This is a genomic window from Exiguobacterium sp. SL-10 (assembly GCF_004337025.1).
Taxonomy (GTDB): domain Bacteria; phylum Bacillota; class Bacilli; order Exiguobacteriales; family Exiguobacteriaceae; genus Exiguobacterium.
The window spans coordinates 321,440-344,953 of the sequence record NZ_SJUP01000001.1 but is presented as its reverse complement, the minus strand read 5'-3'; the positions used below and the strand labels follow the sequence as shown (position 1 = coordinate 344,953).

The window sequence follows — 23,514 nt, the reverse complement described above, 5'->3', positions numbered from 1 at the left end:
TAAAATCCCTCCAAATTAAAGTATATAAAATGTGTTCCGATTGGTAAAGTTCTGATTTCAAGCCATCGTCATGCCGCCATCGACAGCGATCGTCTGACCCGTCACGTAGGCCGCTTGGCTTGAGGCGAGGAATGAGACGAGGTTCGCCACATCTTCGACTTGTCCGAAACGGTTGAACGGGATTTGACCGAGTGTCGCCTCGCGTTGCGCGTCTGTCAACGCGTCGGTCATGTCCGTCTGGATGAAACCAGGACAGACGGCGTTCACCGTCACATGCCGTCCGGCGAGTTCACGCGCGACCGACTTCGTCAGGCCGATGAGTCCGGCTTTCGCCGCCGCGTAGTTCGCCTGTCCGGCGTTCCCCGTAATGCCGACGACCGAGGCGATATTGATGATTCGTCCCGACTTCGACTTCAAGAGCGTCCGCGTCGCGGCTTGCGACGTCAAGAACGCACCTTTCAAGTTCGTCGACAACACATCATCAAAATCCGCCTCTTTCATCCGCATGAGCAGACCGTCCCGCGTGATGCCCGCATTGTTGACGAGACAATCGATGCGTCCGAACGTATCGACCGCCGTCTTGATGAGCGCCTTCACATCGTCGCTGTTCGAGACGTCCGCTTTGACGGCGATCGCCTCGCCACCGTTCGCTTCGATCTCGTTGACGACGGCGTTCGCTTTCTCAACACTACCCGAGTAATTCACGACGACTCGAAAGCCGTCTTCCCCTAAACGCTTCGCGATGGCAGCCCCGATTCCTCGAGATGCGCCTGTCACGATTGCTACTTGGTCATGCACGTACTTCTCCTCCTAACGCGGCCACCTCTTCGAGCGTCGTCGCCTGTTTGATCGTCACCTTCGAATCGATCCGTTTGATGAGACCAGACAGCGGTGACGTCGGACCGAACTCGATGAACGTGTCAACGCCAGCGTCAATCGCTTTGCGGACACATGCTTCGAATCGGACCGAGGCGTACAGTTGCTCAGTGAGAAGTGCTTTCAATTTTTCCGGGTCGGTATGGACATCGGCATCGACGTTTGAAATGATCCCGATCGCCGCCGGTTTGAACGGCGACGAGGCGAGCACATCTTTGAACCGCGTCGCGGCCGGCATCATGTACGAGCTATGGAACGCCCCAGAGACGTTCAGCGGTAAGACGCGTTTCGCGCCCGCCTCTTTCAAGTCTGTTTCGGCCTGTTTGACCGCATCGATGTGCCCTGAGATGACGAACTGACCCGGGCAGTTGTAGTTGGCGATTTGTACAAGGTTCCCGCTAGCACTGATTTTCTCCGTCACATGGAACGCTTCGTCGACATCGGTCATACCGATGACGGCAGCCATCGTACCATCCTTCACTTCAGACATCAACTTGCCGCGCTCGTGGACGAGCACACTCGCCTCTTCCAAGTCGATGACGCCTGCGACGACGAGTGCCGCATATTCTCCGACGCTGTGACCGATCACCAAGTCTGGAGCGGCGCCCGTTTTAGCGTGAGCTTGTGCGAGTGAAGCCGCATGCGCCACGATGGCCGGTTGGGCCACCTCGGTCCGTTGAAGCTCTTCTTTTGATCCTGCCGCCATGGCGTCGAGTAAATCAAATCCGAGGCGACGGTTGATCGCTTGCAGTTGTTCAGGATTGTCGAGGAACGTTTGGCCCATGCCGACGGCTTGTGACCCTTGTCCCGGAAATACCCATGCTGTTTTCCCCATGTACTCACCTTCTTTTAATTAGTTTGTGGCTTTTGCTTGTTTGATTTTCGTGACAACGTCGTGATCGACCATGATTTTCGCCTGTTTGAGCGCGCTCATGATGGCGAGCGCGTCACTCGAACCATGCGCTTTGATGACCGGGGCGTTGATGCCGAACAAGCCGGCGCCTCCTTGTTCCCGATAATCTAATGTTTGTTTCAATCGTTTTAACTTCGGTTTTAAGACGAGAGCGGCGAGCTTCGAAACGAGATCGCTCGTGAACTGCTCCTTCATCATTTTCATGAGCATCGACGACGAGCCTTCAACGCCTTTGAGCAAGATGTTTCCAGCGAATCCTTCCGTGACGATGACATCGACATCACCGGACATCGCCTCGCGCGCTTCCACGTTGCCGACAAAGTGGACCGGGGCTTGTTCAAGGAGGGGGTACGCCTCTTTCGTGAGGGCGTTTCCTTTCCCAGCCTCGGTCCCGATGTTCAGTAGCGCGACGCGTGGACGTGTGACGCCGCGGACGTGCTCAGCGTAGAGTGAGCCCATGATCGCATAGTCGACCAAGTGCTCAGGCTTCGCGTCCGGGTTGGCCCCGACGTCTAAAATGACGACACCGCTACCCGTGTATGTAGGGAACGTAGGTGACAACGCAGGACGTTCAATGCCGGGAATCCGTCCGATGACGAACAACGACACCGCCATGAGGGCGCCCGTATTCCCGGCCGAGACGAGGGCGTCGGCCTCTCCGTCTTTGACGAGTTTGGCCGCTACGACGAGTGAGCTGTCCTTCTTACGACGGACGGCTCGGACCGGTTCGTCGTCCCCGGTGATGATTTCGCTCGCTGGAACGATTTTAATTCGCGGGTCAGTCAACCCGTAAGAAGCGAGTTTGACCTCATCTCCGACTAAAAACAGTTCCATCGATTCGTTCGGGAATGCGTCGGCAAACTGTTTGACACCTTCCACGATCGCTTTCGGGGCGTGGTCCCCGCCCATTGCATCAATTGCTAATTTCATGCCTGTTCCTCCTCACCGCGACGATAGATCGTGAAGTCTCCGCTAAAGACACACTCTTCGCCGACATAACTATCCACTGTGACGTCCGTTCTTCCGTCCCGACGCAGTTTGATCACACGAGCCTTGGCAACGACTCGCTCTCCAAGATGTACTTGGCGACTAAAGCGGATCTCCGCCTTAGTGGTCAACGCCAATTCATCATTGATGAGCGCCACCGCTAACGAGTTAGCCTGGGCGAACAATACATGTCCCCGGGCGATCTCATTGCGGCTAAAGACGTGTTCTCTCTCTATGTCGAGAACCGAGATGGCCGATTCATCGAGCTTCAAGTCAATCATATCACCGATGACCTCGCTCATGGCGAGCGACTTCACTTCATCGAGGTGTTCTGAGGCTACATGCTTGATCCGCTCTCTCACTTCCGGGATTTTTAATTCCATCCGATCGAGACGAATCGTTTGAATACTGACGGCGAACTGTTTCGACAGCTCTTCGTCTTTGATGAACGGGTTACGATCAATCGTTTCTTGCAATAAGCGTTGCCGCTCTTTCTTAGGTACCCGCATTCAGTTCCCTCCTAAACTCTATGCTAAAGAACTTAATACCTGGTACTAATAGCAGTATATATTCTTTAGATTGTATTTTCAAGTGTTGTTTCTCATTCCAAGCGTACCCCGACAAGTAAGTCGAGTCGCTTCAAGTACTGACGGAGCGGTGCGTACGTCGCTTCACTCCAAAACGCCTCGCTGCCGAGCAATCGGACCGCGTCTTGCATCGCCACTTCCATGACTTTCAAATCGAGTACGGGATCGGCGACGCGGAAGCTCGGGAGACCGCTCTGCGCCGTCCCAAAGAAATCACCGGCACCGCGCAGCTCCAAATCTTTCTCGGCCAACACGAAGCCATCGTTCGTCTCCGTCATCGTCTTCAAGCGAAGTTTCCCGACATCTGACTTCGGGTCTCCTACCAATATACAATAAGATTGGTCGGCGCCTCGACCGACACGGCCCCGCAACTGGTGTAGTTGCGCCAATCCGAACCGTTCCGCATCATGGATGATGATGAGTGACGCGTTCGGGACGTTCACGCCGACCTCGACGACAGTCGTCGAGACGAGGATTTGGAGCGTGTTGCTAGCAAACGCCTTCATGACGTCATCTTTCTCGGTGCTCGACAGTTTTCCGTGCATGAGACCGACAGCATAGTTCGGGAAGCGCTCCCGTAACACTTCATAAAGCGCGGTCGCACTCTCGACTTCGAGCGTGTCCGATTCCTCGATGAGCGGCGCGATCACGTACGCTTGGCGTCCAAGCGTCAGTTCACGGTCGACCATCGCATGGACCCGGTCGATTTGGTCGGTCTTGGCCCAATACGTCTCGATCGGCTTTCGACCGGCCGGCATCTCATCAATCGTCGACACGTCCATCTCGCCGAAAGCGCTGATGGCAAGTGTCCGCGGGATCGGCGTCGCCGTCATGTAGAGCACGTCGGCAAGTTCAGCCTTGTCGCGGAGCATCTTGCGTTGTTCGACCCCAAAGCGGTGTTGCTCGTCGGTGATGGCCAAATGAAGGCGTGAGAACTCGACCGGCCCTTGAATCAAGGCATGCGTCCCGACGATGATATCGACGTCCCCCACTTTGATCGCCTGGAGCAACTCATTGCGGGCCTTGCCCTTGACCGAACTCGTCAACAACCCGACCCGAATCCCATACGGTTCAAACAGCGCTTGGAGCGAGGCGAGATGTTGTTCGGCCAAAATCTCGGTCGGGACCATGAGTGCCCCTTGATAGCCTGCGCTCACTGTCGCATACAAGGCGATCGCGGCAACGACTGTCTTTCCGCTCCCGACATCCCCTTGTAACAGCCGATTCATCCGTTCCGGTTTCTCAAGGTCCAAAACAATCTCTCGGATGACACGCGTCTGTGCCCCGGTCAGCGGGAACGCGAGTTGTTTGACGAACTCGTTCAACTGTTGCTTATCGAGCATCAGGGCGCGTCCTTTGCCCGATCGTTCCATCTTGCGGAACGCTTGGAGCTTCAATTGATAGAGCAGACATTCTTCATACACATAGCTGCGACGTGCCTGCTTATACGTCTCGACCGAATCAGGGAAATGCATCCCTGTTAACATCGTCTCCCGGTCCCAGAGGCGATAGCGTTGCCGAATCGATTCGGGCAGGCGATCCTCGAACGAGGTCGTCTGTTCGAACGCAAGCTTGACGATCCGACTGAAATTTTTTTGCGTCAATCCGGACCGAAGTGAATAGATGGGCTGCAATCCGTCCGACAGTTCACCGAACTCGAGGTCGGTCGCGCTGATTGTCATCCGGTTCATGTCCCATTTCCCTTTGACCGTCACGGTCGCACCAAGCGTGAGCTTGTCCTTATAGAACGCCCGATTGAACATCGTCACATGGACGACGTAGCGCTCCTCGAGCAGCAGACGGAATTGAAGCCGGTTCTTGCCTTTGCTGTAATAGCGAACGAGCGGTTCCGCCTGGACGGTCCCGCTCCATTTGACGAGATCGCCGTGGATGGCAGTCGTCACGGTGCCGCTATTATAATTTTCATAACGAAACGGGACGTGCTCCAGCACGTCCTCGATTCGTTCGAGACCCATCGCCTCTAATTTTTTAGCCATCTCTGGCCCGACTCCTTTGAGCGTCGTCAACGCCTCACTTCTTGACATTTTCTTTCTCTCCAAAGATGTTTCGTTCGAGACGTCGGGCCGTCGGCGTATTAGCGAGACCACCGCGAGCCGTCTCTTTCAAAGCAGTCGGCATCATTTGACCAATCTCATGCATCGCCGAGATGACCTCATCACAAGGGATGCGCGACGTGATGCCGGCGAGGGCCATATCGGCCGCGACGATCGCGTTTGCCCCGCCCATGGCGTTCCGTTTGACGCACGGTACTTCGACGAGGCCGGCCACCGGGTCACAGACGAGACCGAGCATGTTTTTCAAGGCGATCGCAAATGCTGTCGCCGATTGTTCCGGCGTGCCACCAGCCGCTTCGACGATGGCCGCCGCGGCCATCCCGGTCGCTGAGCCGACTTCCGCCTGACAACCACCGGCTGCTCCCGAGATGGATGCGTTATTGGCGACGACGAAGCCGAACGCACCTGACGTGAACAAATAGCGGACCATCGCGTCACGGTCCATCTCCAGACGTTCTTTGACCGCAAACAACGTACCCGGTACGACACCTGCGCTTCCGGCGGTCGGGGTCGCACAAATACGTCCCATCGCCGCATTGACTTCATTCGTCCCGATCGCTTTGGCGACCGCATCTAAAATCAAATCTCCGGCGAGCGATTTGCCGGAACGGATATAGTCGGTCATGAGCACGGCGTCGTTCCCCGTGAGTCCCGTCACGGACGTCACGCCTTCGAGTGCCCGTGCGACCGCTTCTTCCATCACTTCTAGATTGCGCTCCATCATGCCGACGACGTCTTCACGCGTCGAGCGTCTGACGTGCACTTCTTGCTCGATCATCACTTCTGAGATCGGGATACCTCGCTCTGTTGCCGTTCTGACTAATTCTTCTACTGATTTAAACATATTGGTGTCTCCTTATTCCCCAAAGATGGCTACCCGTTCGATTTGAGGTAACCGCTCAATTTCCGCTAACACGTCTTTTGATAGATGGTCATCAATCTCAATCGCCATGAGCGCCTGTTTGCCTTTCTCATGACGGCTCACTTCCATATGGCCGATGTTTAACTCATATTTGGCCAAAATACCTGTCACGGCCGCAATCGCCCCGAAGCGATCGTGATGCAAGACGACAAGTGCCGGTCCGCCGCCAGACAATTTGAGTGGGAATCCGTTCAACTCGGTGATTTCGATCGTCCCACCCCCGATTGAAATCCCGACGATTTCAAACGTGCCGTCCTCGTCTTCTAGCCGGACGCGAGCCGTGTTCGGATGATCCGTCAGCGCGTCGCTCGTCTCAAAGACGACCTCGATGCCGCGCTCTTTCGCGATATCAAGCGATTGCGGGATGCGCAAATCGAACGTATCGAAGCCCATGATGCCGCCGACGATGGCGACATCGGTGCCGTGCCCCCGATACGTATCGGCGAACGACCCATAAAACGTGACGTGCGCGAGCCGTGGCGTCCGCCCGAACAACTTCCCAGCCATGAGGCCGATGCGCGCGGCTCCGGCCGTATGCGAACTCGATGGACCGACCATGACCGGTCCGATGATATCAAACACACTGCGATATTTCATCGCATTTCCCCCTTTCAAAAAAACCCTACCTTCATTATACAGAAGGTAGGGCTGAGTTACAGCTTATTCCACACTAAAAATGTAGGAGTAGAGCGGTTGTTTCCCGTCGTGAACTTCGATTTCAATTTCGTCGTTCTTCGACTCAATGTAAGCCGAGAGTGCCTCGACGTCTTCTGCGGACGAACCTTCACCCGTCAAGATCGTGATGATCTCGTCGTCGGCATCCACAAGAGCGTCGACTAATCTCTTCGCCGCTTCGAGGCTCGAACCTGATGAGGCAACGATTTTCTTCTCAGCAATCGCCATATGGTCATCTTTACGAATTTCAACACCATCGATACTCGTATCACGGACCGCATACGTCACTTGACCAGACTTGACGGCACTTGCCGCCGTCTTCATGACGCTTTCGTTCGTGTCGACATCCGCTTCCGGGTTGAATGCGATTGCTGCCGCGAGTCCTTGTGGCACCGTCTTCGTCGGAATGACCGAGACGCCGCAAGGTGCGACCGATGCCGCTTGTTCGGCAGCCATGATGATGTTCGAGTTGTTCGGGAAGATGAAGACGTGGTCCGCGTTGGCCGCTTCAATCGCCTTGACGATGTCTTCCGTCGACGGGTTCATCGTCTGACCGCCTTCGATGACGTGAGCCGCCCCAAGTGAACGGAACAAGTCGCTGACACCTTCACCCATCGCGACTGTGACGATCGCATATGGCACTTTTGCCTTCGGAGCCGTCGAAGTAGCCGTTTGGACGCCGTGCTGGTTGGCACCGTGCTCTTCTTCTAAGATCGTCGAGTGCTGTTGACGCATGTTCTCGATTTTGACAGCGACGAGCTCGCCGTAGCGCTGCCCTTTCGTGATGACGTCACCAGGTGTTTCGACGTGAACGTGGACTTTGAGCAACTCTTCGTCTGCGACGACGAGGAGTGAGTCCCCAAGTTCAGACAGTTCGTTGCGGAACGCATCCTCATTGAACGGGGCATCCTTCAACTTGACGTCTTGGAAACGGACCATGATTTCCGTGCAATAACCGAACTCGATGTCTTCGGTCGACATGAATCCTTGCGCGGCGTGGGCATGATGTTCGGCTTCGATGAGCGCATCCATGACCGGTGCATGTGGTTTCTCGAGTTCTTTGCCTTCAAGGCTTGCGAGGAACCCTTCATAAATGACGAGCAGTCCTTGACCACCCGAATCGACGACGCCGACTTCTTTTAAGACAGGCAATAAGTCCGGTGTCCGCTCGAGTGAAGCTTTTGCTTCCACGATCACGCGTTCCATGAACTCGTTGAAGTCGCTCGTCGACTCTGAAGCACGGAGCGCTTCGTCGGCCGCTTCACGAGCAACCGTCAAAATCGTTCCTTCAACCGGTTTCATAACCGCCTTGTATGCCGTATCGACGCCACGTTTCAACGCCTCGGCGAAATCGACTGTCGACACTTCTGTCTTTCCTTCGATCGCTTTACCGAAGCCACGGAACAATTGGCTCAAAATAACACCCGAGTTCCCACGTGCTCCCATTAAGAGACCGCGTGCAAACTTCGATGAGACATCAGCGATATTCGCCGAGTTGAGTGCGGCCACTTCTTTCGCACCCGATGTCATCGTCAAATTCATGTTCGTCCCCGTATCGCCGTCCGGCACCGGGAAGACGTTAAGCGAATCTACATAATCCGCATTCTGGCTCAAGTTGGCTGCACCGTTCGCGACCATGTTCGCGAACACCAATCCATCTAAACGTTTTAAACCCACACCAAATCCTCCTTCGTTCTCGTCAGTCATTCGTCAGACGAACGCCTTGTACGAATATGTTTACCGACGAAACGTTTAATCCTAAAGTTTCACCGAGCGTGTATTTCACACGGCTTTGCACGTTGTATGCGACTTCCGACACTTTCGTCCCGTAGCTTACAATGATGTGCATGTCGATATGTACGTCTTCTCCATCTTGACGTACGACCACGCCTCGGGCGTAGTTTTCACGCTTCAATAGTTCTGCAATCCCGTCTTTCAATTGAGCTTGAGACGCCATTCCCACAACGCCGAAACATTCCATCGCCGCACCGCCTGCGAGTGTTGCGACCACGTCGTTCGTGATGTCAATATTGCCATATGTTGTCTTCATTTCAATTGCCATATGGAGTAGCCTCCTTTATTCGGAATGATTCCTTCACTACATTCTACAATAAGTACCTAGTTATTAAAAGAACCTGCTCCATAAACTCGGTCAATTGTAGCCGTAACCCTCATTCATTATTAAAATCCTTTCCAGTAATGTCAAGTTTTTTTCTTGTCATCCTATGATTTTCTAGTTGCATCGTGAAAAAACCCGTGCTAATATAAACGAGTGTCTATTAGGACGAACCCACATAAAAAAGGAGGGGAAACGCATGGCACGTAAATGCTACGTAACAGGTAAATCACCTAAATCAGGTAACAACCGTTCGCACGCACTCAACAAGACAAAACGCACTTGGGGTGTAAACGTACAAAAAGTTCGTATTCTCGTTGACGGTAAACCTAAACGAGTTTGGGTTTCAGCTCGCGCTCTTAAATCAGGTCTCGTTGAACGCGTATAATTTTTATACACGAACGAAATAAATCCCAGCGGCATTCGCCGATGGGATTTTTTTGTGTTCATTTTTTGACATACAGCACAAGCACCATGCCTTCGTGCACAATCAAGTCCGCTGATTCGTCGGCCCACTCGTTCGAGATCGTGAGCGCCTCATGGCTCACGATCTCGTGATGGTCGAGCGGATATTTGACGCCACGGATGGTGACGTTCGCCCGCTTCCACGGTACGAGCGACAAATAGTGATCGTCTTGGCGCGGGAGTCCATAGAGCCCCGTCCCCGCGAGTCGCACCATTTGCCCTGCTGAGATGAGACGCATCTCGGGATACGCCTCGAGCAAACCGATGTTGCTGAGCGTCATATCGAGCCGTCCACCGAGAGCGCCGTAGACGAGCATCTCCGTCGCCCCATGGCTCCGGGCCGCCTCAAGCGCGATTTCAAGGTCGGTCACATCTTTTTCAGACGGATAACGGACAGCGTCGATCGGCACTTCGCCCGTGAAGGAATCAAAATCGCCGACGACGAGGTCCGGATTCAGCCCACGGTCTAATAGCGTCTCATAACCCCCATCGACGCCAATGACATAATCGACATCAATCGGGAGGCTCGGGATCGATTCCGGGCTCGCCGCTACGATCAAGACGCGCATTAGCGGACGTCCCGGGTCGCGAGTGTCGCAAAACGTGGTGCCGAGACAAACAAGAGGACAAGAACGACGGCCGACACGAGGAATGACGGGAGCATATACGTCATATTATAGGCGAATGAGTAAGCCACGACCGGTCCTTCCGCGTACTCAGCGAAGAAGACAATCCCCGATACGACGTGGGCACCGTAGCGTAGCAGTGAGCCGAGGAGCGCCCCGAGCACCAAATAGATGATGAGTGTCTTTTTTGCCTCGTCCTTAGCGGCTCGTTTCACTTGTCCGGCGAATAGTCCAGCCATACCGACGACACCGTAAGCAAACGTATAATCGAGCAGGAATTGGACAGGTGTGAAGATGTAGGCCCCAAACATCAATTGAAGCGTCCCGACGAGCGCCCCCGTCGCAAGTCCGCCTTTTAAGCCGTGGCGGTACGCCATCACAAAGATCGGCAACATCGCCAGACTGATTGATCCGCCCTGCGGCATCCGGAACGGGATGAGTAAATCAAAAATCAAACCGAGTGCGGCGAACAGCGAAATTTCGATGAGCGCCTGTAATTTTAAACGTTGTTTCATTTTATTCCCTCCTTATATGAGTGAACGACAAAAAGCAGCATGACGTAAACGCCATGCTGCTATCGTGTAGCAACGTGCATTTTCGCCACATCCCTACGTCCGTGTGAACGGAACAGGTTCAAAGGGTTAGCGTGATGCCTCTCAGCCACAGAATGTGACACCCCTTGCGACAATATTTGTTGTTCTATGGTCGATTATACACGAGATGCGTTGCGAATGCTATCGATGGCTTCTTTGTAACTCGGCTCATTATAGATGGCCGACCCGGCCACGAGCACGTCAGCCCCGGCATCGATGCATAGTTTTGCCGTGTCCGCGTTCACGCCGCCGTCAATCTCAATTTCAAAGTCGAGACGACGGGCTTGGCGCATCTCATTCAGCGCCGCAATTTTCGGGACGACCGATTCGATGAACTTCTGGCCCCCAAAGCCAGGGTTCACCGTCATAAGGAGCACCATATCGACGTCACCGAGCACGTGTTCAATCGACGAGAGTGGCGTATGCGGATTCAAGACGACGCCACACTTGGCGCCAGCCGCTTTGATTTGTTGCAAGACGCGATGCAAGTGATTCGTCGCTTCGACGTGAACCGTGACGATATCCGCCCCGGCTTTGATGAAATCTTCGACGAACCGCTCCGGCTGATCGATCATCAGATGGACATCAAGTACCATGTCCGATTTTTTTCGTAAACTCGCGAGCACCGGTAGCCCGATGGAGATGTTCGGGACAAACTGTCCATCCATGACATCAAAATGGATATAATCCGCTCCGGCCTCTTGGACCGCCTTCACTTCTGATTCTAGATTGGCGAAGTCCGCCGCTAAAATCGATGGTGCAATTTTAATCATGTCAGTACCTCCGTTGTCTATCGTTTAACTCTGCCATAAACGTAACATAATTCTCATAACGGGTGGAAGCGATTTCTCCAGCTTCGACAGCCGCTTTGACGGCACAGCCCGGCTCGTTCAAATGGGCACAGCCGCGGAATTTGCAGTCATCATGCCGCTCGACAAACTCAGGGAAACACCACCGCATCTCCTCGACTTCGAGTTCGACCGGGAACTCGAGGCTCGAGAAACCAGGCGTGTCAGCGACGAGTCCGTCAGCGAGTGTGATGAGTGTGACGTGACGCGTCGTGTGCTTCCCTCGGCCGAGCGACTTCGAAATCTTCCCGGTCGCAAGTTCAAGCTCAGGCGCGACCGCATTCAAGAGCGAACTTTTCCCGACGCCCGTCTGTCCAGCGAATACGCTCGTCTTGTCTTTGAACGAACCACGGATTTGTTCAATCCCCGACCCATCCTCGGTCGACGTCTCGATGACCTCATAGCCGATGGAGCGGTATAAGGTCGCTGCTTCGTGAATCGGCTTCCGTTCTGATTCCGTCAACAAGTCCATCTTCGTCAAGACGATGATCGGATGGACTTGCTTCGACTCGATCAAGACGAGGAAACGGTCAAGCAGATGGAATGAGAACGCCGGCTCTTTCACGGAAAACAGTAAAAACGCTTGATCGATATTGGCGATTGGCGGGCGGACGAGATGGTTCGACCGCTCATCGACGGCCAGTATATAACCGGTGCCGTCCTCTTGGTCTTGAATGTCGACATCATCACCTACGACAGGCGAGATGTTCCGGTTGCGGAAATTGCCGCGGGCGCGACAGCGAATCTCTTGTTTTTCTTCTGTCATGACGTCATAAAATCCGCCTTGTAATCGAATGATCGTACCTTTCATTCCATTCCCTCCTTAGAAAAAGAGGCGACGCGCGCGCCACCTCTTCATTGTGCATCTTTTGCTTGTGCGTACGTCACCGTATCCGTCCGTACGACTTCCCCATCGACTTCAATCGTCGCGGTTCCGACTTCGTCCGGTGCGATGACGAGTGTGTACGAGTATGTCGTCGTCTCTGTTATCTTATCACGCAACACTTCGACTTCGCCACGGGCATCGACCGTCCGAATGACGACTTCGAGCGCTTCAGCCTCTTCCCCTTCGGGCGGCGGTTCGATCTCGACGTTGACTTCCCGCTCGATCGAGACGTCGGTCGGTTCGACCCCTTGTGACACGATGACGGTCAGTTCCGTCCCCGGATCGACTGCCGTACCGGCCGTCGGGAGTTGACGGATGATTTGATTCGCAGGAACGCTCGTTGAATACTCGTCACGTTTGACGATTTTCAAGCTATTTTGCTCAGCATACGTCGTCGCTTCCTCGAACGTATAGCCCGCCAAGTTGGCGAGTTCGACTTTATTGCTGCCCGTCGAGACGACGAGCGTCACCGTCTCTTCAGACGGAACGACTTCATTACCTGGGGCGATCGATTGGGAGATGACATCTCCACTATCGACCGTCTCGGACGCCTCCGACTGAATCTCAATGTCCGTGAAATCTAGGTCTTTGAGCGTCCGTTCGGCCGCCGACTGGGACAATCCTTCCACGTCTGGCATCTCGACCGTCTCTTTTCCGGCCGAGACGACAATCATCACGGTCGTCCCGCGTTTCGGCTTCCGACCGGCTTGCGGAGTCTGAGAGATGACGTCCCCGGCGGCAATGTTATCACTCGCCCGTTCGGTCGCCTCGACGACAAAACCGGCCGTCTCAAGCTCAGTCGTCGCCTCGTCGCTCGTCATTCCGACGACATCTGGGACGACGGCACGGGACATCTCATCGGCGATGACATACGCCCCGATTCCGCCACCGATCAACAGGAGAGCGAGTAGGATCCAGAGCCACCACTTCTTTTTCCGTTTCGGTTTGTCTTTCACGGGTTCACTTGTTGCGACCGGTTGTTCCGGCGCCTCATTTGCGTTCGGCTCATCCGGCACGACAGGCGCCATGACAAGCGTCTGATCAAACGCATCTTGCTCCGCATTCGATCGCTTCGGTTCATTCGCACGTTCCGGATCGAGTGCTGTCATGCAATCCTTCTTGAATGCGGCGACCGAGGCGTGACGTGCGCCCGGTGACTTCGCGAGTGCCTGCATGATACAGTTCTCGAGCGCTTGCGGGATGTTCGGGTTCAAATCCATCGGTCGAATCGGATCATCTTGCAGATGTTGCAGCGCGACAGCGACCGGCGTCTCGCCGATGAACGGTACCCGACCGGTCACGAGTTCATAGAGTACGGCGCCGAGCGAATAAATATCTGACTTCTCATCGGCGAACTTTCCGCGTGCTTGCTCTGGAGAAAAGTAGTGGACCGACCCGAGCACCGACATCGTGTGGGTCAACGTAGCGTTAGACATGGCCACCGCAATTCCAAAGTCCGTCACTTTGACGTTGCCGCTTTGATCGATCATCATGTTTTGTGGTTTGATGTCCCGGTGAATGATTCGATTCGCATGGGCGTGATCGATCGCATCACAAATCTGTCCCATGATGCGGAGCGCCTCGTCGACAGATATGTACTCTTCTTGTAAATATTGTTTTAGCGTCATCCCATCGACATGTTCCATGACGATGTAATAGATGTCGCGTTCGTCTCCGACGTCGTAAATGGCGACGATATTCGGATGGTTCAGACTCGCCGCCGCATGGGCTTCTCGTTCGAACCGGCGTATAAATTGTTCATTATGCGAGAATTCAGATCGCAACACTTTGATGGCGACGGTTCGGTTTAAAATCTCATCGTGAGCCCGGTAGACATTTGCCATGCCGCCGTTGCCGATTTGCTGTTCGATCCGATAACGATCGTTGATTCGTTCTCCACTTCGCATCGGATTCATCCTCTCTTTCTATCTGTGAACTGGACGAGGGCAACAGTGATGTTGTCACTTCCGCCCAAACGGTTGGCTTGATCGATCAATTGATCCGCCTTGACGTCCGCCGAGACGGGACGTTCCAAAACTTGTTTGATCTCGTCATCGGTCAAATGAGTCGTCAAGCCGTCCGTACAGATTAAAATCGTATCAAACTCGGGTTCGGCAAACACTTGCAGATCGGGTTCGACATGTTCCTTCGAGCCGATCGCACGGGTGATGATGTTACGTTTCGGGTGGACACGCATCTCTTCCTCGGTCAATTCTCCGAGTTGCTTCAACACGTTGACGTAAGAATGGTCTTCCGTCAATTGTTGGAGCTTATCCTCACGCAAGGCATACACACGACTATCCCCGACGTGGACGATGACGATCGTCTCGTCGTGCCAACAGACACCGGCGATCGTCGTCCCCATCATCAGCAGATTCGCTTGTTTCGAGAAGTCGAGCACTTGCTCGTTGGCCAGTTCCACATTGTGGCGGAACCAATTTTCCATCTCCATCGGTGAGGCAGGAAGCGTCGGAAAGGCACGGCGAAACTGCTCGATGACAAGCTGACTCGCAACCTCTCCGGCTTCATGTCCTCCCATACCGTCGGCCACGAGAGCGATCCCGGCACGCTCGTCTCCTAAAATCAAGACGGCGTCCTCGTTCTGCGCCCTCACTTGCCCGCGGTCGGTTCGGTATGCTAATTCCATCTTCCTGATTACCTCGTTTCTTGTTCGCGCTCCTTCGCTCGAAGCTGCCCACAAGCCGCATCGATATCCGAACCTTGCTCGCGACGAATCGTCACGTTCACTTTTCGATCTTTGAGCACTTTTTCAAAGGCAAAAATTTGTTTACGTGGCGTGCGGACGTAGTCGCGCTCGAGCACGTGGTTGACTGGAATCAAGTTGACGTGGCATTTGACGCCTTTTAACAAGTCAGCCAATTGATGGGCATGTTCTTCTGTATCGTTGACGCCACCGAACAAACCGTATTCGAACGTGATGCGGCGACCACTTTTCTCTGTGTAATAGTTGACGGCTTCCATCAACTTGTCCAAGTTGTAAGCACGGTTGATCGGCATGAGACGCGTCCGGATTTCTGTCGTCGGTGCGTGAAGTGAGATGGCGAAGTTGATGCGCATCCCTTCATCGGCGAACTTGTAGATTTTCGGTACGATCCCGCTCGTCGACACGGTGATATGGCGTGAACCGATGTTCAAACCATCGTCGTGGTTGACCGTGCGCAAGAAACGCATCAATTCGTCATAGTTGTCGAACGGTTCGCCGATTCCCATGACGACGACAGAGTCGACTCGTTCGCCGCTCGCGTCGAGCGCGCGTTGCACGTCGAGCACTTGCGCCGTGATTTCGCCGGCTTCTAAGTTACGTTTCAAACCGCCGAGCGTCGAGGCACAGAACGTGCAACCGATGCGGCAGCCGACTTGCGTCGTGACACAGACCGAGTTGCCATACTCATGGCGCATGAGAACCGTCTCGATGGAATACCCGTCTTGGAGCTCGAACAAGAACTTGATTGTGCCGTCTTGTGACTCTTGACGGACGAGTTCTTTTAACGTCGTCAATTGAAATGACGCGTCTAATTTCTCGCGGAGCGGTTTAGAGACGTTCGTCATATCGTCGAACGATGTCACACGCTTGACGTACATCCAGTCATATAACTGTTTCGCGCGGAACGATTTTTCTCCTGCCTCGATGAGCCACTGTTCGAGTTCAGAATACGTGAGGGAATAGAGGGACGGCTTGGCACCGACCAATGGATTTTTTTCAACTGCTTTTGGATTCATGTTTATACCTCTTTCTTGAATGCGGCGATATAGAAGCCGTCCGTTCCGAACGACGTCGGGAGTAATTTGAGTTCAGCGCGGTCCGATGACACCATCGGGCGCAATACTTGGGGAAGACGGTCTTGGAGTGTCTCATCCCACGTCAATCCGTTCGACAAAATGTAATCGGCCTGCTGTTCATTCTCAGTCGGATCGATGGTACATGTCGAGTACACTAGCGTACCACCTCGTTTAAGCAGTGGCAAGACAGCGTCAATGATTTCACGTTGGACTTTCGGCAGTCCGGCAAGGGCAGATTTGTCTTTTGTCCATTTGATGTCTGGCTTGCGACGGATGACACCGAGTCCCGAACATGGGACGTCGAGTAAGATCCGATCGAAGCTCTCCGGTTCAAATTTGTCCCCGGCCTGGCGGGCATCGAGGGCAAGTGCGGTCACTCCATCGATATGCAGACGCTTCGCTTGACGTTCAATCAACTTCGCTTTATGCGGGTGCAAGTCGAGGGCGACGAGCGTTCCGCCGTCCATTCGTTCGGCCGTATGCATCGCTTTTCCTCCAGGGGCAGCACACGCGTCGAGTACGCGTTCTGTCTTCCCGGCTTGAAGCGCATCAGCGACAATCATCGAGCTCTCGTCCTGAATCGACAACAAGCCCATATCGATGAACGCCGTCGCGTGGACGTTTCCGGACTCGATGACGAGACCGTCCGCTGATAGTTCCGACCGTTTGGCAACGACATCGACTTCGGCGAGCCGTTCCATCATCTCGTCAACGGTGACACGTTGGCTATTGACCCGCACCGTTACCGGAGCCGGCTCATTGTTCAGTTTACACATCGCCTCGGTCGCTTCGACGCCATACGTCTCGACCCATTCAGCAACTAGCCAATCGGGATGACTATGTTCGATGGCAATCCGTTCAGCGTCCGGCAACGCACTCAAATTTGGGAAACCGTCCCGGATGACGTTGCGCAAGACGCCGTTGACGAATTTTCCGGTTCCCGAGTGGCCCCGTTTTTTCGCGATCTCGACTGCTTCATGCAAGACGGCACGATCCGGGATTTTGTCGAGATAAAATAGTTGATAGACGCTCATCCGTAAGAGTGGCAAGACGAATTTGTCCAATTTTTTAGGGTTTTGGACCCGCTTCTCTAAAATATAGTCAAGCGTCCGTTTCCGACCGAGCGTCCCGTAGACGAGCTCCGTGTATAGACCGACATCTTTCGTCGCCAATCTCTTCTGTTTCAATAAATCGTTGACCGCAATCGTCGAATAGGCGCCGCCTTGTTCGATTTTGATTAGCGTATCAAGCGCTGCTACTCGTACGTTCATATTATCCTCCTAGTCGATCGCCGACTTGTAACTTTTGGCCGGCCCCACGCATAAACGTGGCCCCGTCCATCCGTTTTTTACCAGATGGTTGCAAATCGACCACTTTAATAGCGACCGTGTCGCCTGTCGCGACGACAAACCCATCTTCTTCAAGTCGTACAATCGTTCCTGGTTCACCCGTCCCGGTCGTCTTTGACCCGAAGAACAGTTTGACCCGTTCTCCGGCAATCGTCGTATACGCCGTCGGGAACGGATTCATCCCTCTGATCTGATTATAAATGTCTGCGCCGGACCGGGTCCAATCAATCTGTTCCCGCTCCCGGCTGATGTTCGGTGCGAACGTGACGTCACGCTCGTCTTGCGGCACAGCTTCAATCCAACCGGCGAGGAAAGCGGGAAGCGTCTTGATTAACAAGTCCGACCCTGCGACCGCGAGCTTGTCGAACAATGTGCCGACCGTATCCAATTCTTCAATCGGGACGACCGTGTTGGCGATCATATCGCCGGCATCGAGTTTATCGACCATGTACATGATTGTCACACCCGTCTCTTTATCCCCATCAAGGATGGCTTGATGAATCGGGGCGCCCCCCCGATATTTCGGCAAGAGCGAGGCATGTACATTGATAGCCCCATGCTTCGGTGCTTCGAGTAGTTCAGTCGGGACGATTTGCCCGTAAGCTGCCGTCACAATCACATCCGGCTCGAGTGCCAAGATATCCGCATAATCGGTCCGTACCTTTTCAGGTTGCAACACCGGGATATTGTGGCGCAAAGCACATTCTTTCACCGGCGTCGGTTTTAGTTCGCGTTTTCGTCCGACCGGCTTATCCGGTTGCGAGACGACACCTACGACATTGTATCCTTCTTCGAGCAAGCGCTCAAGTACGGATACGGCAAACGTTGGCGTGCCCATGAAGACGATGCGTTGGTCCGTCCCCTTTTCCGGCACCGCAAGCTTGTCCGTGAACAATACCCCGTCCAAATGGTCGATTTCATGTTGAATCGCCCGGGCGAAGAAACCGCTCGCCTTCACTTCTTGGTAACGGCCTTTCATGTCTTGCGTCTTGACGACGATCGTCTCGTGCCGTTCGACGAACCCGAACTCGCCCGGGATGCTCAAGCAGCCTTCAAGGCCGATCTCGGTTCCCGACGTCTCGATAATCTCTGGGTTGATCAACACGAGTGGACCGGTCTCATCATCCGTGTGGACGACGGCGAGTCGTTGGTTCAAGTTGACTTGCGGGGCGGCGACGCCGACACCGTCATACTCATACATCGTGTCGAACATGCGGTCGACCGTCTGGCGCAATTTTTTATCAAACTTTGTCACCGGATCACACGTGACCCGTAAAATCTCATTTGGGATCTCTACTACTTTATACATCTGGTTCCACCTCACATGAATACGTATGGATTTACGTCGATACTCAATTGATATTCTTTTTTGCTGATCGCCTTCGCCCGTGCTTGTTGCAGTGCGGCGAGGACTGGATATAACGCCTCAGGATGTTTCGTCTTGATGAACAACTGATAGCGGAACAAATTCTTTAATTTTGACAGCGGCGCCGGCATCGGCCCGTTCAGTCGTGATTGGGCCACGTGCGCCTCGACGAAATCGGAGGCGAACAGCTCAGCCTCGGCTTGGGCGACGAGCGGGCTCTCCGCTGCGAATGTGACGAGCGTGACGTACCAATACGGCGGATGGTTGCCGACTTGACGAAGTTGCATCTCGCGCGCGAAAAAGGATTCGTAGTCGTGCTCACTCGCCGTCTCGATGACGTAATGGTCCGGGTTATACGTCTGCACGTATGCCTCGCCCGGTAAACTTCCTCGACCGGCTCTACCGGCAACTTGGGTCACGAGCTGAAACGTGCGCTCGGTCGCCCGAAAATCAGGCATGCCGAGTGTCGCATCTGCCGCGAGCACCCCGACGAGTGTCACGTTCGGGAAGTCAAGTCCTTTGGCAATCATCTGCGTACCGAGCAAGATGTCCGCCTCCCCATCCTCAAAACGTTTCAGCAGTTGCTCGTGCGAGCCTTTCCGAGACGTCGTATCTTGGTCCATCCGGATAATTCGCGCCTCAGGGATGCGGTTCAACAACTCGGTCTCAATCTTTTGTGTACCGGTGCCGAACTGTTTGATTTTTTTACTGTCACAGGTCGGGCACTTCGACGGCATACCGATCTCGTAACCACAATAGTGGCATTTGAGACGATCACCGTGCTGATGGTACGTTAAGTTGACGGCACAGTGCGGACAGGTAAGTCCTTCCCCACAGTCGCGGCACATGACGAACGTCGTGAACCCGCGACGGTTGAGCAAGATGACACATTGCTCTTTCTTGGCGATTCGGTCGTTGATGGCGACAAATAAATCTTCCGAGAACATCGTCGTGTTCCCTTTGGCAAGTTCACGCCGCATATCGATAATATGAACCGGCGGCATCTCGCCTCCGTATCGTTCACTCAATTGCAAGTAGTGGTACACACCTTTTTGAGCACGGGCGTACGACTCGAGTGACGGCGTCGCACTCCCGAGTACGACCGGGCACCCGTGATAATGGGCCCGCCAAATCGCGACGTCCCGCGCATGGTAGCGTGGGTTCTCTTCTTGCTTATACGTCGTCTCATGCTCCTCATCTAAGATGAGCAGACCGATATTCTCGAGCGGGGCGAAGATGGCCGAACGTGCCCCGACGACGACATCGACTTGACGTCGCTTGATTTTCCGCCATTCATCATATTTCTCACCTTGCGATAAGGCGCTATGAAGGACGGCGACACGGTCTCCGAAACGACGTTTGAACCGTTTGACCATCATCGGTGTGAGCGAGATCTCCGGCACGAGCAAAATCGCCTGTTTTCCTTCATCGACGACTTGACCAATCGCTTCCAGATAGACCTCGGTCTTCCCGCTTCCGGTGACGCCATGCAGGAGCAATGTCTCCCCTGCGTCGGCGTCACGGATGGCATGGACGGCCATCGCTTGGCTGTCATTCAGTTCAACCGTCTCGATGACTTGTTCAATCGTGGCGTACGGGTCACGGTTCAGTTCGACCTCGGTCACGTTGATGGCACCGAGCGTCTCCATTTTTTGAAGTTGGGCACGCGATAGACCGATTTGACGCAACGATGACCAATACATGCGGGGTACGTCCTTTAGCAACTGAATCGCTTCTTGCTGTTTCTTCGCTCGGGCCGGGACGAGACTCGCATCGATCAGCTCGATGACGAGGTCCGTCTTGACCGTTCGTTTTTCTTTTAACACCGGCGCAAGCAGGATGTCCCCTTTTTTGGCGAGCGCCAAAATGATGGACTGTGTCTCTTTCGGATATTCCGAGAGATGAGTGCCAGCTCGGACTCCATCCGGGAGCGTCTCCCCTTTAATCTCTTTGTCGTAACTCACTTTTAAAGCCGCCGGAAGCATGGCGAGAAGCGCCGACGAACGGAAACAGAGCGTCGTCTCTTTCACGTGTGTCGATAAGTCGAGCAACTCGTCCGTCAGAGATGATTCTTCATCTAATAGGGCTTCAAGTGGCTTCAAGCCTTCACGCGTCCCTTCCGAGACACCAGTCACGATCCCGAGCAGGCGTCGTGAGCCGAACGGGACCGAGACGCGCATGCCTGGTTCGATCAACGTCTCGAACTGGGGCGGCACTTCATAGTCGAAGGGGCGATCAATCGTGATGACGGGCGCATCGACGTGGACATGTGCGATCATCGTAAATCTTCCTTAAAATGAGTGAGCAATTCAACGGCGAGCTCTCGTTTGCTTTGACGAGGCAAGCGGACATGGGCTCCGTCCGCGCGGAACAACATGACCTCATTGTCGTCGGAGCGGAAACCGATGTCTGGTTGTGACACATCGTTCGCGACGAGGTAGTCGACACGCTTGCGGGCGATTTTATCGCGGGCGTGTTGCTCGAGGTTCTCCGTCTCCGCCGCAAAGCCGACGAGGATCTGGTGCGTCTTCTTCGCTCCGAGCGTCTTTAAAATGTCCGTCGTCTCTTCGAGCTCGATCGTCAACGGACCGTGTACTTTTTTATGTTTCTCGGTATGGACCGTCTTCGGACGATAGTCAGCGACGGCGGCCGATTTGATGACGAGGTCTTGGTCATCGAAGCGCGCGAGCACCGTCTCGAGCATATCCGTCCCCGATTCGACAGCGATGGCGGTCACCCCGTCCGGTACCGGCACTTGAAGCGGTCCATGAACGAGCGTGACATACGCCCCCATGTCACGGGCCGCCTCGGCGAGCGCGACGCCCATCTTGCCCGATGAGTCGTTCGATAGGAACCGGACCGGGTCGATGCGCTCGACCGTCGGACCAGCCGTGATCAACACCCGCTTCCCGAGCAGATGTTTCGGGACGAACTGGCTCTCAATGATCCGGACGAGGTCTTCTGGTTCTGGAAGACGTCCCCCACCGACCCAACCGCAAGCGAGATTGCCGACGCCCGGCTCGATGATTTGATAGCCGAACGTTTTGAGCGTCTCGATGTTGCGGCGTGTGGCGGGATGTTCAAGCATATTGACGTTCATCGCCGGTGAGACGATGACAGGACATTTCGCCGCTAAAATCGAAGTCGTGATGAAATCGTCAGCAATACCGGCCGCAAGTTTCGCGATCATGTTCGCTGTGGCAGGCGCGACGACAATCAAGTCACTCGTGTCGACGACGTCGATATGGGCGATTTTGGTCGGGTCGTGCTCTTCGAACACGTCGGTGTATACAGGATTGCGGCTGAGCGCCTGAAACGTTGCCTTTCCCACGAACTCCTCGGCTGAGGCGGTCATCGCCACGCGCACGTTCGCCCCGGCTTGCACGAGTTTCGAAGTGAGGGCACACGCCTTATACGCCGCGATGCCGCCGCTCACACAAAGCAAGATATTCCGATCGTTCAACATTCCCTTTTCTCCCCTTTATAGACAATGAGACCCAAGTCGCATCCGACTTGGGTCACAATTCATCCGTTGTTCTTTTCGTTCACGATGATTGTCGTGTCACCCGAGAATATTTCTTCTAGCGCTTGACCGACCGGCTTATACGATTTTGGCACGGCGATTTTCGCTGCTTTTCCGTCCTGAATTTGGCGGGCCCGCTTCGCGGCCACCGTCACGATCGTGTATTTCGACGGGATGATACGTTGTAAGGCATCAATCGAAGGGTATAACATTAAATGACCTCCATCATGGCTTTTTTATAGAGAGATGCGACACGTTCACGCTTACAATGCTCGGCTGTCACGATCGCTTTGATACGGTCGATCGCTTTGTCCACTTCATCATTCGTAACGACGTAGTCGTATGCATCCATCAATTCAATTTCTTCCCGGGCGACGAGCAAGCGTTGCTTGATCACATCTTCCGATTCCGTGCCTCGACCGACTAAGCGGTTGCGTAGTTCTTGCAAGCTTGGCGGAGCCAAGAATAAAAAGACCGCTTCTGGGAAACGCTCTTTCACTTGGAAAGCGCCTTGGACTTCAATCTCGAGGATGACGTCTCTTCCGCTCTCGAGTGTCTCACGAACCCATTCAACCGGTGTCCCATAATAGTTGCCGACAAATTCAGCGTGTTCGAGCAGTTGATCGTGCTCGATCATGTCTTCAAATTGTTCTCTCGTCTTAAAGAAGTAATGTACGCCTTCCACTTCTCCTTCACGCGGTTTCCGGGTCGTCGCCGAGACCGAATATTGAAGGTTGTTGCCTTCTTCCTCACGGAGCACCCGGCACACTGTACCTTTTCCGACACCGCTCGGACCAGACAAGACGATTAATAATCCTCGTTCTTTAAAATTCACTGCAAGACCTCCATCTTCTAACATCACATTTAATTATAATAGCAGTCAATCAATTGTTCCGGCAAGAAGAA

23 protein-coding genes, 1 pseudogene and 1 riboswitch are annotated in these 23,514 nt (G+C 54.1%); of the genes and pseudogenes, 1 reads left to right on the top strand and 23 read right to left on the bottom strand.

What is annotated here, in order from left to right:
* Window positions 1-57: 57 nt before the first annotated feature.
* From fabG to EVJ33_RS01675, 9 genes are all read right to left on the bottom strand, one after another.
* On the bottom strand, window positions 58-798 hold the full coding sequence (fabG, locus tag EVJ33_RS01715; RefSeq protein ID WP_131433878.1) for a 3-oxoacyl-[acyl-carrier-protein] reductase: 741 nt from the start codon (window positions 796-798) through the stop codon (window positions 58-60).
* Complete coding sequence (fabD, locus tag EVJ33_RS01710) at window positions 791-1,711, bottom strand: ACP S-malonyltransferase (RefSeq protein WP_131433876.1); 921 nt, start codon at window positions 1,709-1,711, stop codon at window positions 791-793. The genes fabG and fabD overlap by 8 nt, the downstream gene beginning before the upstream one ends.
* Before the next feature lie 18 nt (window positions 1,712-1,729).
* A complete protein-coding gene (gene plsX, locus EVJ33_RS01705; protein ID WP_131433874.1) occupies window positions 1,730-2,719 on the bottom strand; it encodes a phosphate acyltransferase PlsX in 990 nt (329 codons plus the stop codon).
* Complete coding sequence (gene fapR / locus EVJ33_RS01700; protein ID WP_131433872.1) at window positions 2,716-3,285, bottom strand: transcription factor FapR; 570 nt, start codon at window positions 3,283-3,285, stop codon at window positions 2,716-2,718. Before fapR ends, plsX begins: the two co-directional genes overlap by 4 nt.
* Before the next feature lie 92 nt (window positions 3,286-3,377).
* A complete protein-coding gene (gene recG / locus EVJ33_RS01695; protein ID WP_131433870.1) occupies window positions 3,378-5,408 on the bottom strand; it encodes an ATP-dependent DNA helicase RecG in 2,031 nt (676 codons plus the stop codon).
* Window positions 5,395-6,282: an L-serine ammonia-lyase, iron-sulfur-dependent, subunit alpha gene (gene sdaAA, locus EVJ33_RS01690; protein WP_131433868.1), complete on the bottom strand. Its 888-nt coding sequence runs from the start codon at window positions 6,280-6,282 to the stop codon at window positions 5,395-5,397. The genes recG and sdaAA overlap by 14 nt, the downstream gene beginning before the upstream one ends.
* Before the next feature lie 12 nt (window positions 6,283-6,294).
* On the bottom strand, window positions 6,295-6,957 hold the full coding sequence (gene sdaAB, locus EVJ33_RS01685; RefSeq protein ID WP_131433866.1) for an L-serine ammonia-lyase, iron-sulfur-dependent subunit beta: 663 nt from the start codon (window positions 6,955-6,957) through the stop codon (window positions 6,295-6,297).
* Window positions 6,958-7,020: 63 nt separating this feature from the next.
* Window positions 7,021-8,712: a DAK2 domain-containing protein gene (locus EVJ33_RS01680; protein ID WP_131433864.1), complete on the bottom strand. Its 1,692-nt coding sequence runs from the start codon at window positions 8,710-8,712 to the stop codon at window positions 7,021-7,023.
* Between the two features lie 22 nt (window positions 8,713-8,734).
* Window positions 8,735-9,097, bottom strand: coding sequence for an Asp23/Gls24 family envelope stress response protein (locus tag EVJ33_RS01675; protein WP_016509701.1), 363 nt, complete (start codon window positions 9,095-9,097; stop codon window positions 8,735-8,737).
* A 253-nt stretch (window positions 9,098-9,350) separates the two neighbouring features.
* Between EVJ33_RS01675 and rpmB the strand changes: the two genes are divergently transcribed.
* Window positions 9,351-9,539, top strand: a complete 189-nt coding sequence (gene rpmB, locus EVJ33_RS01670; RefSeq protein WP_015881349.1) for a 50S ribosomal protein L28 — start codon at window positions 9,351-9,353, stop codon at window positions 9,537-9,539.
* A gap of 58 nt (window positions 9,540-9,597) precedes the next feature.
* Here rpmB and EVJ33_RS01665 read toward each other — a convergent pair whose 3' ends face one another.
* From EVJ33_RS01665 to gmk, 14 genes and pseudogenes are all read right to left on the bottom strand, one after another.
* Window positions 9,598-10,185, bottom strand: a complete 588-nt coding sequence (locus EVJ33_RS01665) for a thiamine diphosphokinase (RefSeq protein WP_131433862.1) — start codon at window positions 10,183-10,185, stop codon at window positions 9,598-9,600.
* A complete protein-coding gene (gene thiT, locus EVJ33_RS01660; protein WP_131433860.1) occupies window positions 10,185-10,757 on the bottom strand; it encodes an energy-coupled thiamine transporter ThiT in 573 nt (190 codons plus the stop codon). Before thiT ends, EVJ33_RS01665 begins: the two co-directional genes overlap by 1 nt.
* 73 nt (window positions 10,758-10,830) lie before the next feature.
* A riboswitch (TPP riboswitch) is annotated at window positions 10,831-10,932 on the bottom strand.
* A 19-nt stretch (window positions 10,933-10,951) separates the two neighbouring features.
* Window positions 10,952-11,608 carry a ribulose-phosphate 3-epimerase gene (gene rpe, locus EVJ33_RS01655; RefSeq protein ID WP_131433858.1) on the bottom strand — a complete coding sequence of 219 codons (657 nt, stop codon included), beginning with the start codon at window positions 11,606-11,608 and terminating at the stop codon, window positions 10,952-10,954.
* A gap of 1 nt (window position 11,609) precedes the next feature.
* Complete coding sequence (gene rsgA, locus EVJ33_RS01650) at window positions 11,610-12,494, bottom strand: ribosome small subunit-dependent GTPase A (protein WP_131433856.1); 885 nt, start codon at window positions 12,492-12,494, stop codon at window positions 11,610-11,612.
* A gap of 44 nt (window positions 12,495-12,538) precedes the next feature.
* Window positions 12,539-14,476: a Stk1 family PASTA domain-containing Ser/Thr kinase gene (gene pknB, locus EVJ33_RS01645; protein WP_131433854.1), complete on the bottom strand. Its 1,938-nt coding sequence runs from the start codon at window positions 14,474-14,476 to the stop codon at window positions 12,539-12,541.
* A gap of 5 nt (window positions 14,477-14,481) precedes the next feature.
* Window positions 14,482-15,216 carry a Stp1/IreP family PP2C-type Ser/Thr phosphatase gene (locus EVJ33_RS01640; RefSeq protein WP_131433852.1) on the bottom strand — a complete coding sequence of 245 codons (735 nt, stop codon included), beginning with the start codon at window positions 15,214-15,216 and terminating at the stop codon, window positions 14,482-14,484.
* 8 nt (window positions 15,217-15,224) lie between these two features.
* The gene (rlmN, locus tag EVJ33_RS01635) at window positions 15,225-16,310 is read right to left on the bottom strand and encodes a dual-specificity RNA methyltransferase RlmN (protein WP_131433850.1); all 1,086 of its coding nucleotides are present in this window, start codon (window positions 16,308-16,310) and stop codon (window positions 15,225-15,227) included.
* Window positions 16,311-16,312: 2 nt separating this feature from the next.
* Entirely contained in the window at window positions 16,313-17,641 is a 1,329-nt protein-coding gene (gene rsmB, locus EVJ33_RS01630; protein ID WP_131433848.1) for a 16S rRNA (cytosine(967)-C(5))-methyltransferase RsmB, read from the bottom strand.
* A 1-nt stretch (window position 17,642) separates the two neighbouring features.
* Window positions 17,643-18,557 (bottom strand): methionyl-tRNA formyltransferase, encoded by a 915-nt coding sequence (gene fmt / locus EVJ33_RS01625; protein WP_330857551.1) that lies wholly within the window; start codon window positions 18,555-18,557, stop codon window positions 17,643-17,645.
* 39 nt (window positions 18,558-18,596) lie between these two features.
* Window positions 18,597-19,028: pseudogene (gene def, locus EVJ33_RS15725) on the bottom strand (peptide deformylase); the annotation flags it as partial.
* 11 nt (window positions 19,029-19,039) lie between these two features.
* A complete protein-coding gene (gene priA / locus EVJ33_RS01620; RefSeq protein ID WP_131433844.1) occupies window positions 19,040-21,364 on the bottom strand; it encodes a primosomal protein N' in 2,325 nt (774 codons plus the stop codon).
* Window positions 21,361-22,551 (bottom strand): bifunctional phosphopantothenoylcysteine decarboxylase/phosphopantothenate--cysteine ligase CoaBC, encoded by a 1,191-nt coding sequence (gene coaBC / locus EVJ33_RS01615; RefSeq protein ID WP_131433842.1) that lies wholly within the window; start codon window positions 22,549-22,551, stop codon window positions 21,361-21,363. Before coaBC ends, priA begins: the two co-directional genes overlap by 4 nt.
* A 59-nt stretch (window positions 22,552-22,610) precedes the next feature.
* Window positions 22,611-22,820: a DNA-directed RNA polymerase subunit omega gene (rpoZ, locus tag EVJ33_RS01610; RefSeq protein ID WP_113928938.1), complete on the bottom strand. Its 210-nt coding sequence runs from the start codon at window positions 22,818-22,820 to the stop codon at window positions 22,611-22,613.
* A complete protein-coding gene (gene gmk, locus EVJ33_RS01605) occupies window positions 22,820-23,467 on the bottom strand; it encodes a guanylate kinase (RefSeq protein WP_201739650.1) in 648 nt (215 codons plus the stop codon). Before gmk ends, rpoZ begins: the two co-directional genes overlap by 1 nt.
* Window positions 23,468-23,514 lie beyond the last annotated feature (47 nt).

Bases quoted from the DNA above. Each gene is read 5' to 3' on its own strand.
- fabD (WP_131433876.1), bottom strand. From the start codon at position 1,711: ATGGGGAAAACAGCATGGGTATTTCCGGGACAAGGGTCACAAGCCGTC.
- plsX (WP_131433874.1), bottom strand. From the start codon at position 2,719: ATGAAATTAGCAATTGATGCAATGGGCGGGGACCACGCCCCGAAAGCG.
- fapR (WP_131433872.1), bottom strand. From the start codon at position 3,285: ATGCGGGTACCTAAGAAAGAGCGGCAACGCTTATTGCAAGAAACGATT.
- recG (WP_131433870.1), bottom strand. From the start codon at position 5,408: ATGTCAAGAAGTGAGGCGTTGACGACGCTCAAAGGAGTCGGGCCAGAG.
- sdaAA (WP_131433868.1), bottom strand. From the start codon at position 6,282: ATGTTTAAATCAGTAGAAGAATTAGTCAGAACGGCAACAGAGCGAGGT.
- sdaAB (WP_131433866.1), bottom strand. From the start codon at position 6,957: ATGAAATATCGCAGTGTGTTTGATATCATCGGACCGGTCATGGTCGGT.
- EVJ33_RS01675 (WP_016509701.1), bottom strand. From the start codon at position 9,097: ATGGCAATTGAAATGAAGACAACATATGGCAATATTGACATCACGAAC.
- rpmB (WP_015881349.1), top strand. From the start codon at position 9,351: ATGGCACGTAAATGCTACGTAACAGGTAAATCACCTAAATCAGGTAAC.
- EVJ33_RS01665 (WP_131433862.1), bottom strand. From the start codon at position 10,185: ATGCGCGTCTTGATCGTAGCGGCGAGCCCGGAATCGATCCCGAGCCTC.
- thiT (WP_131433860.1), bottom strand. From the start codon at position 10,757: ATGAAACAACGTTTAAAATTACAGGCGCTCATCGAAATTTCGCTGTTC.
- rpe (WP_131433858.1), bottom strand. From the start codon at position 11,608: ATGATTAAAATTGCACCATCGATTTTAGCGGCGGACTTCGCCAATCTA.
- rsgA (WP_131433856.1), bottom strand. From the start codon at position 12,494: ATGAAAGGTACGATCATTCGATTACAAGGCGGATTTTATGACGTCATG.
- pknB (WP_131433854.1), bottom strand. From the start codon at position 14,476: ATGCGAAGTGGAGAACGAATCAACGATCGTTATCGGATCGAACAGCAA.
- EVJ33_RS01640 (WP_131433852.1), bottom strand. From the start codon at position 15,216: ATGGAATTAGCATACCGAACCGACCGCGGGCAAGTGAGGGCGCAGAAC.
- rlmN (WP_131433850.1), bottom strand. From the start codon at position 16,310: ATGAATCCAAAAGCAGTTGAAAAAAATCCATTGGTCGGTGCCAAGCCG.
- rsmB (WP_131433848.1), bottom strand. From the start codon at position 17,641: ATGAACGTACGAGTAGCAGCGCTTGATACGCTAATCAAAATCGAACAA.
- fmt (WP_330857551.1), bottom strand. From the start codon at position 18,557: ATGGGCACGCCAACGTTTGCCGTATCCGTACTTGAGCGCTTGCTCGAA.
- priA (WP_131433844.1), bottom strand. From the start codon at position 21,364: ATGATCGCACATGTCCACGTCGATGCGCCCGTCATCACGATTGATCGC.
- coaBC (WP_131433842.1), bottom strand. From the start codon at position 22,551: ATGTTGAACGATCGGAATATCTTGCTTTGTGTGAGCGGCGGCATCGCG.
- rpoZ (WP_113928938.1), bottom strand. From the start codon at position 22,820: ATGTTATACCCTTCGATTGATGCCTTACAACGTATCATCCCGTCGAAA.
- gmk (WP_201739650.1), bottom strand. From the start codon at position 23,467: ATGTTAGAAGATGGAGGTCTTGCAGTGAATTTTAAAGAACGAGGATTA.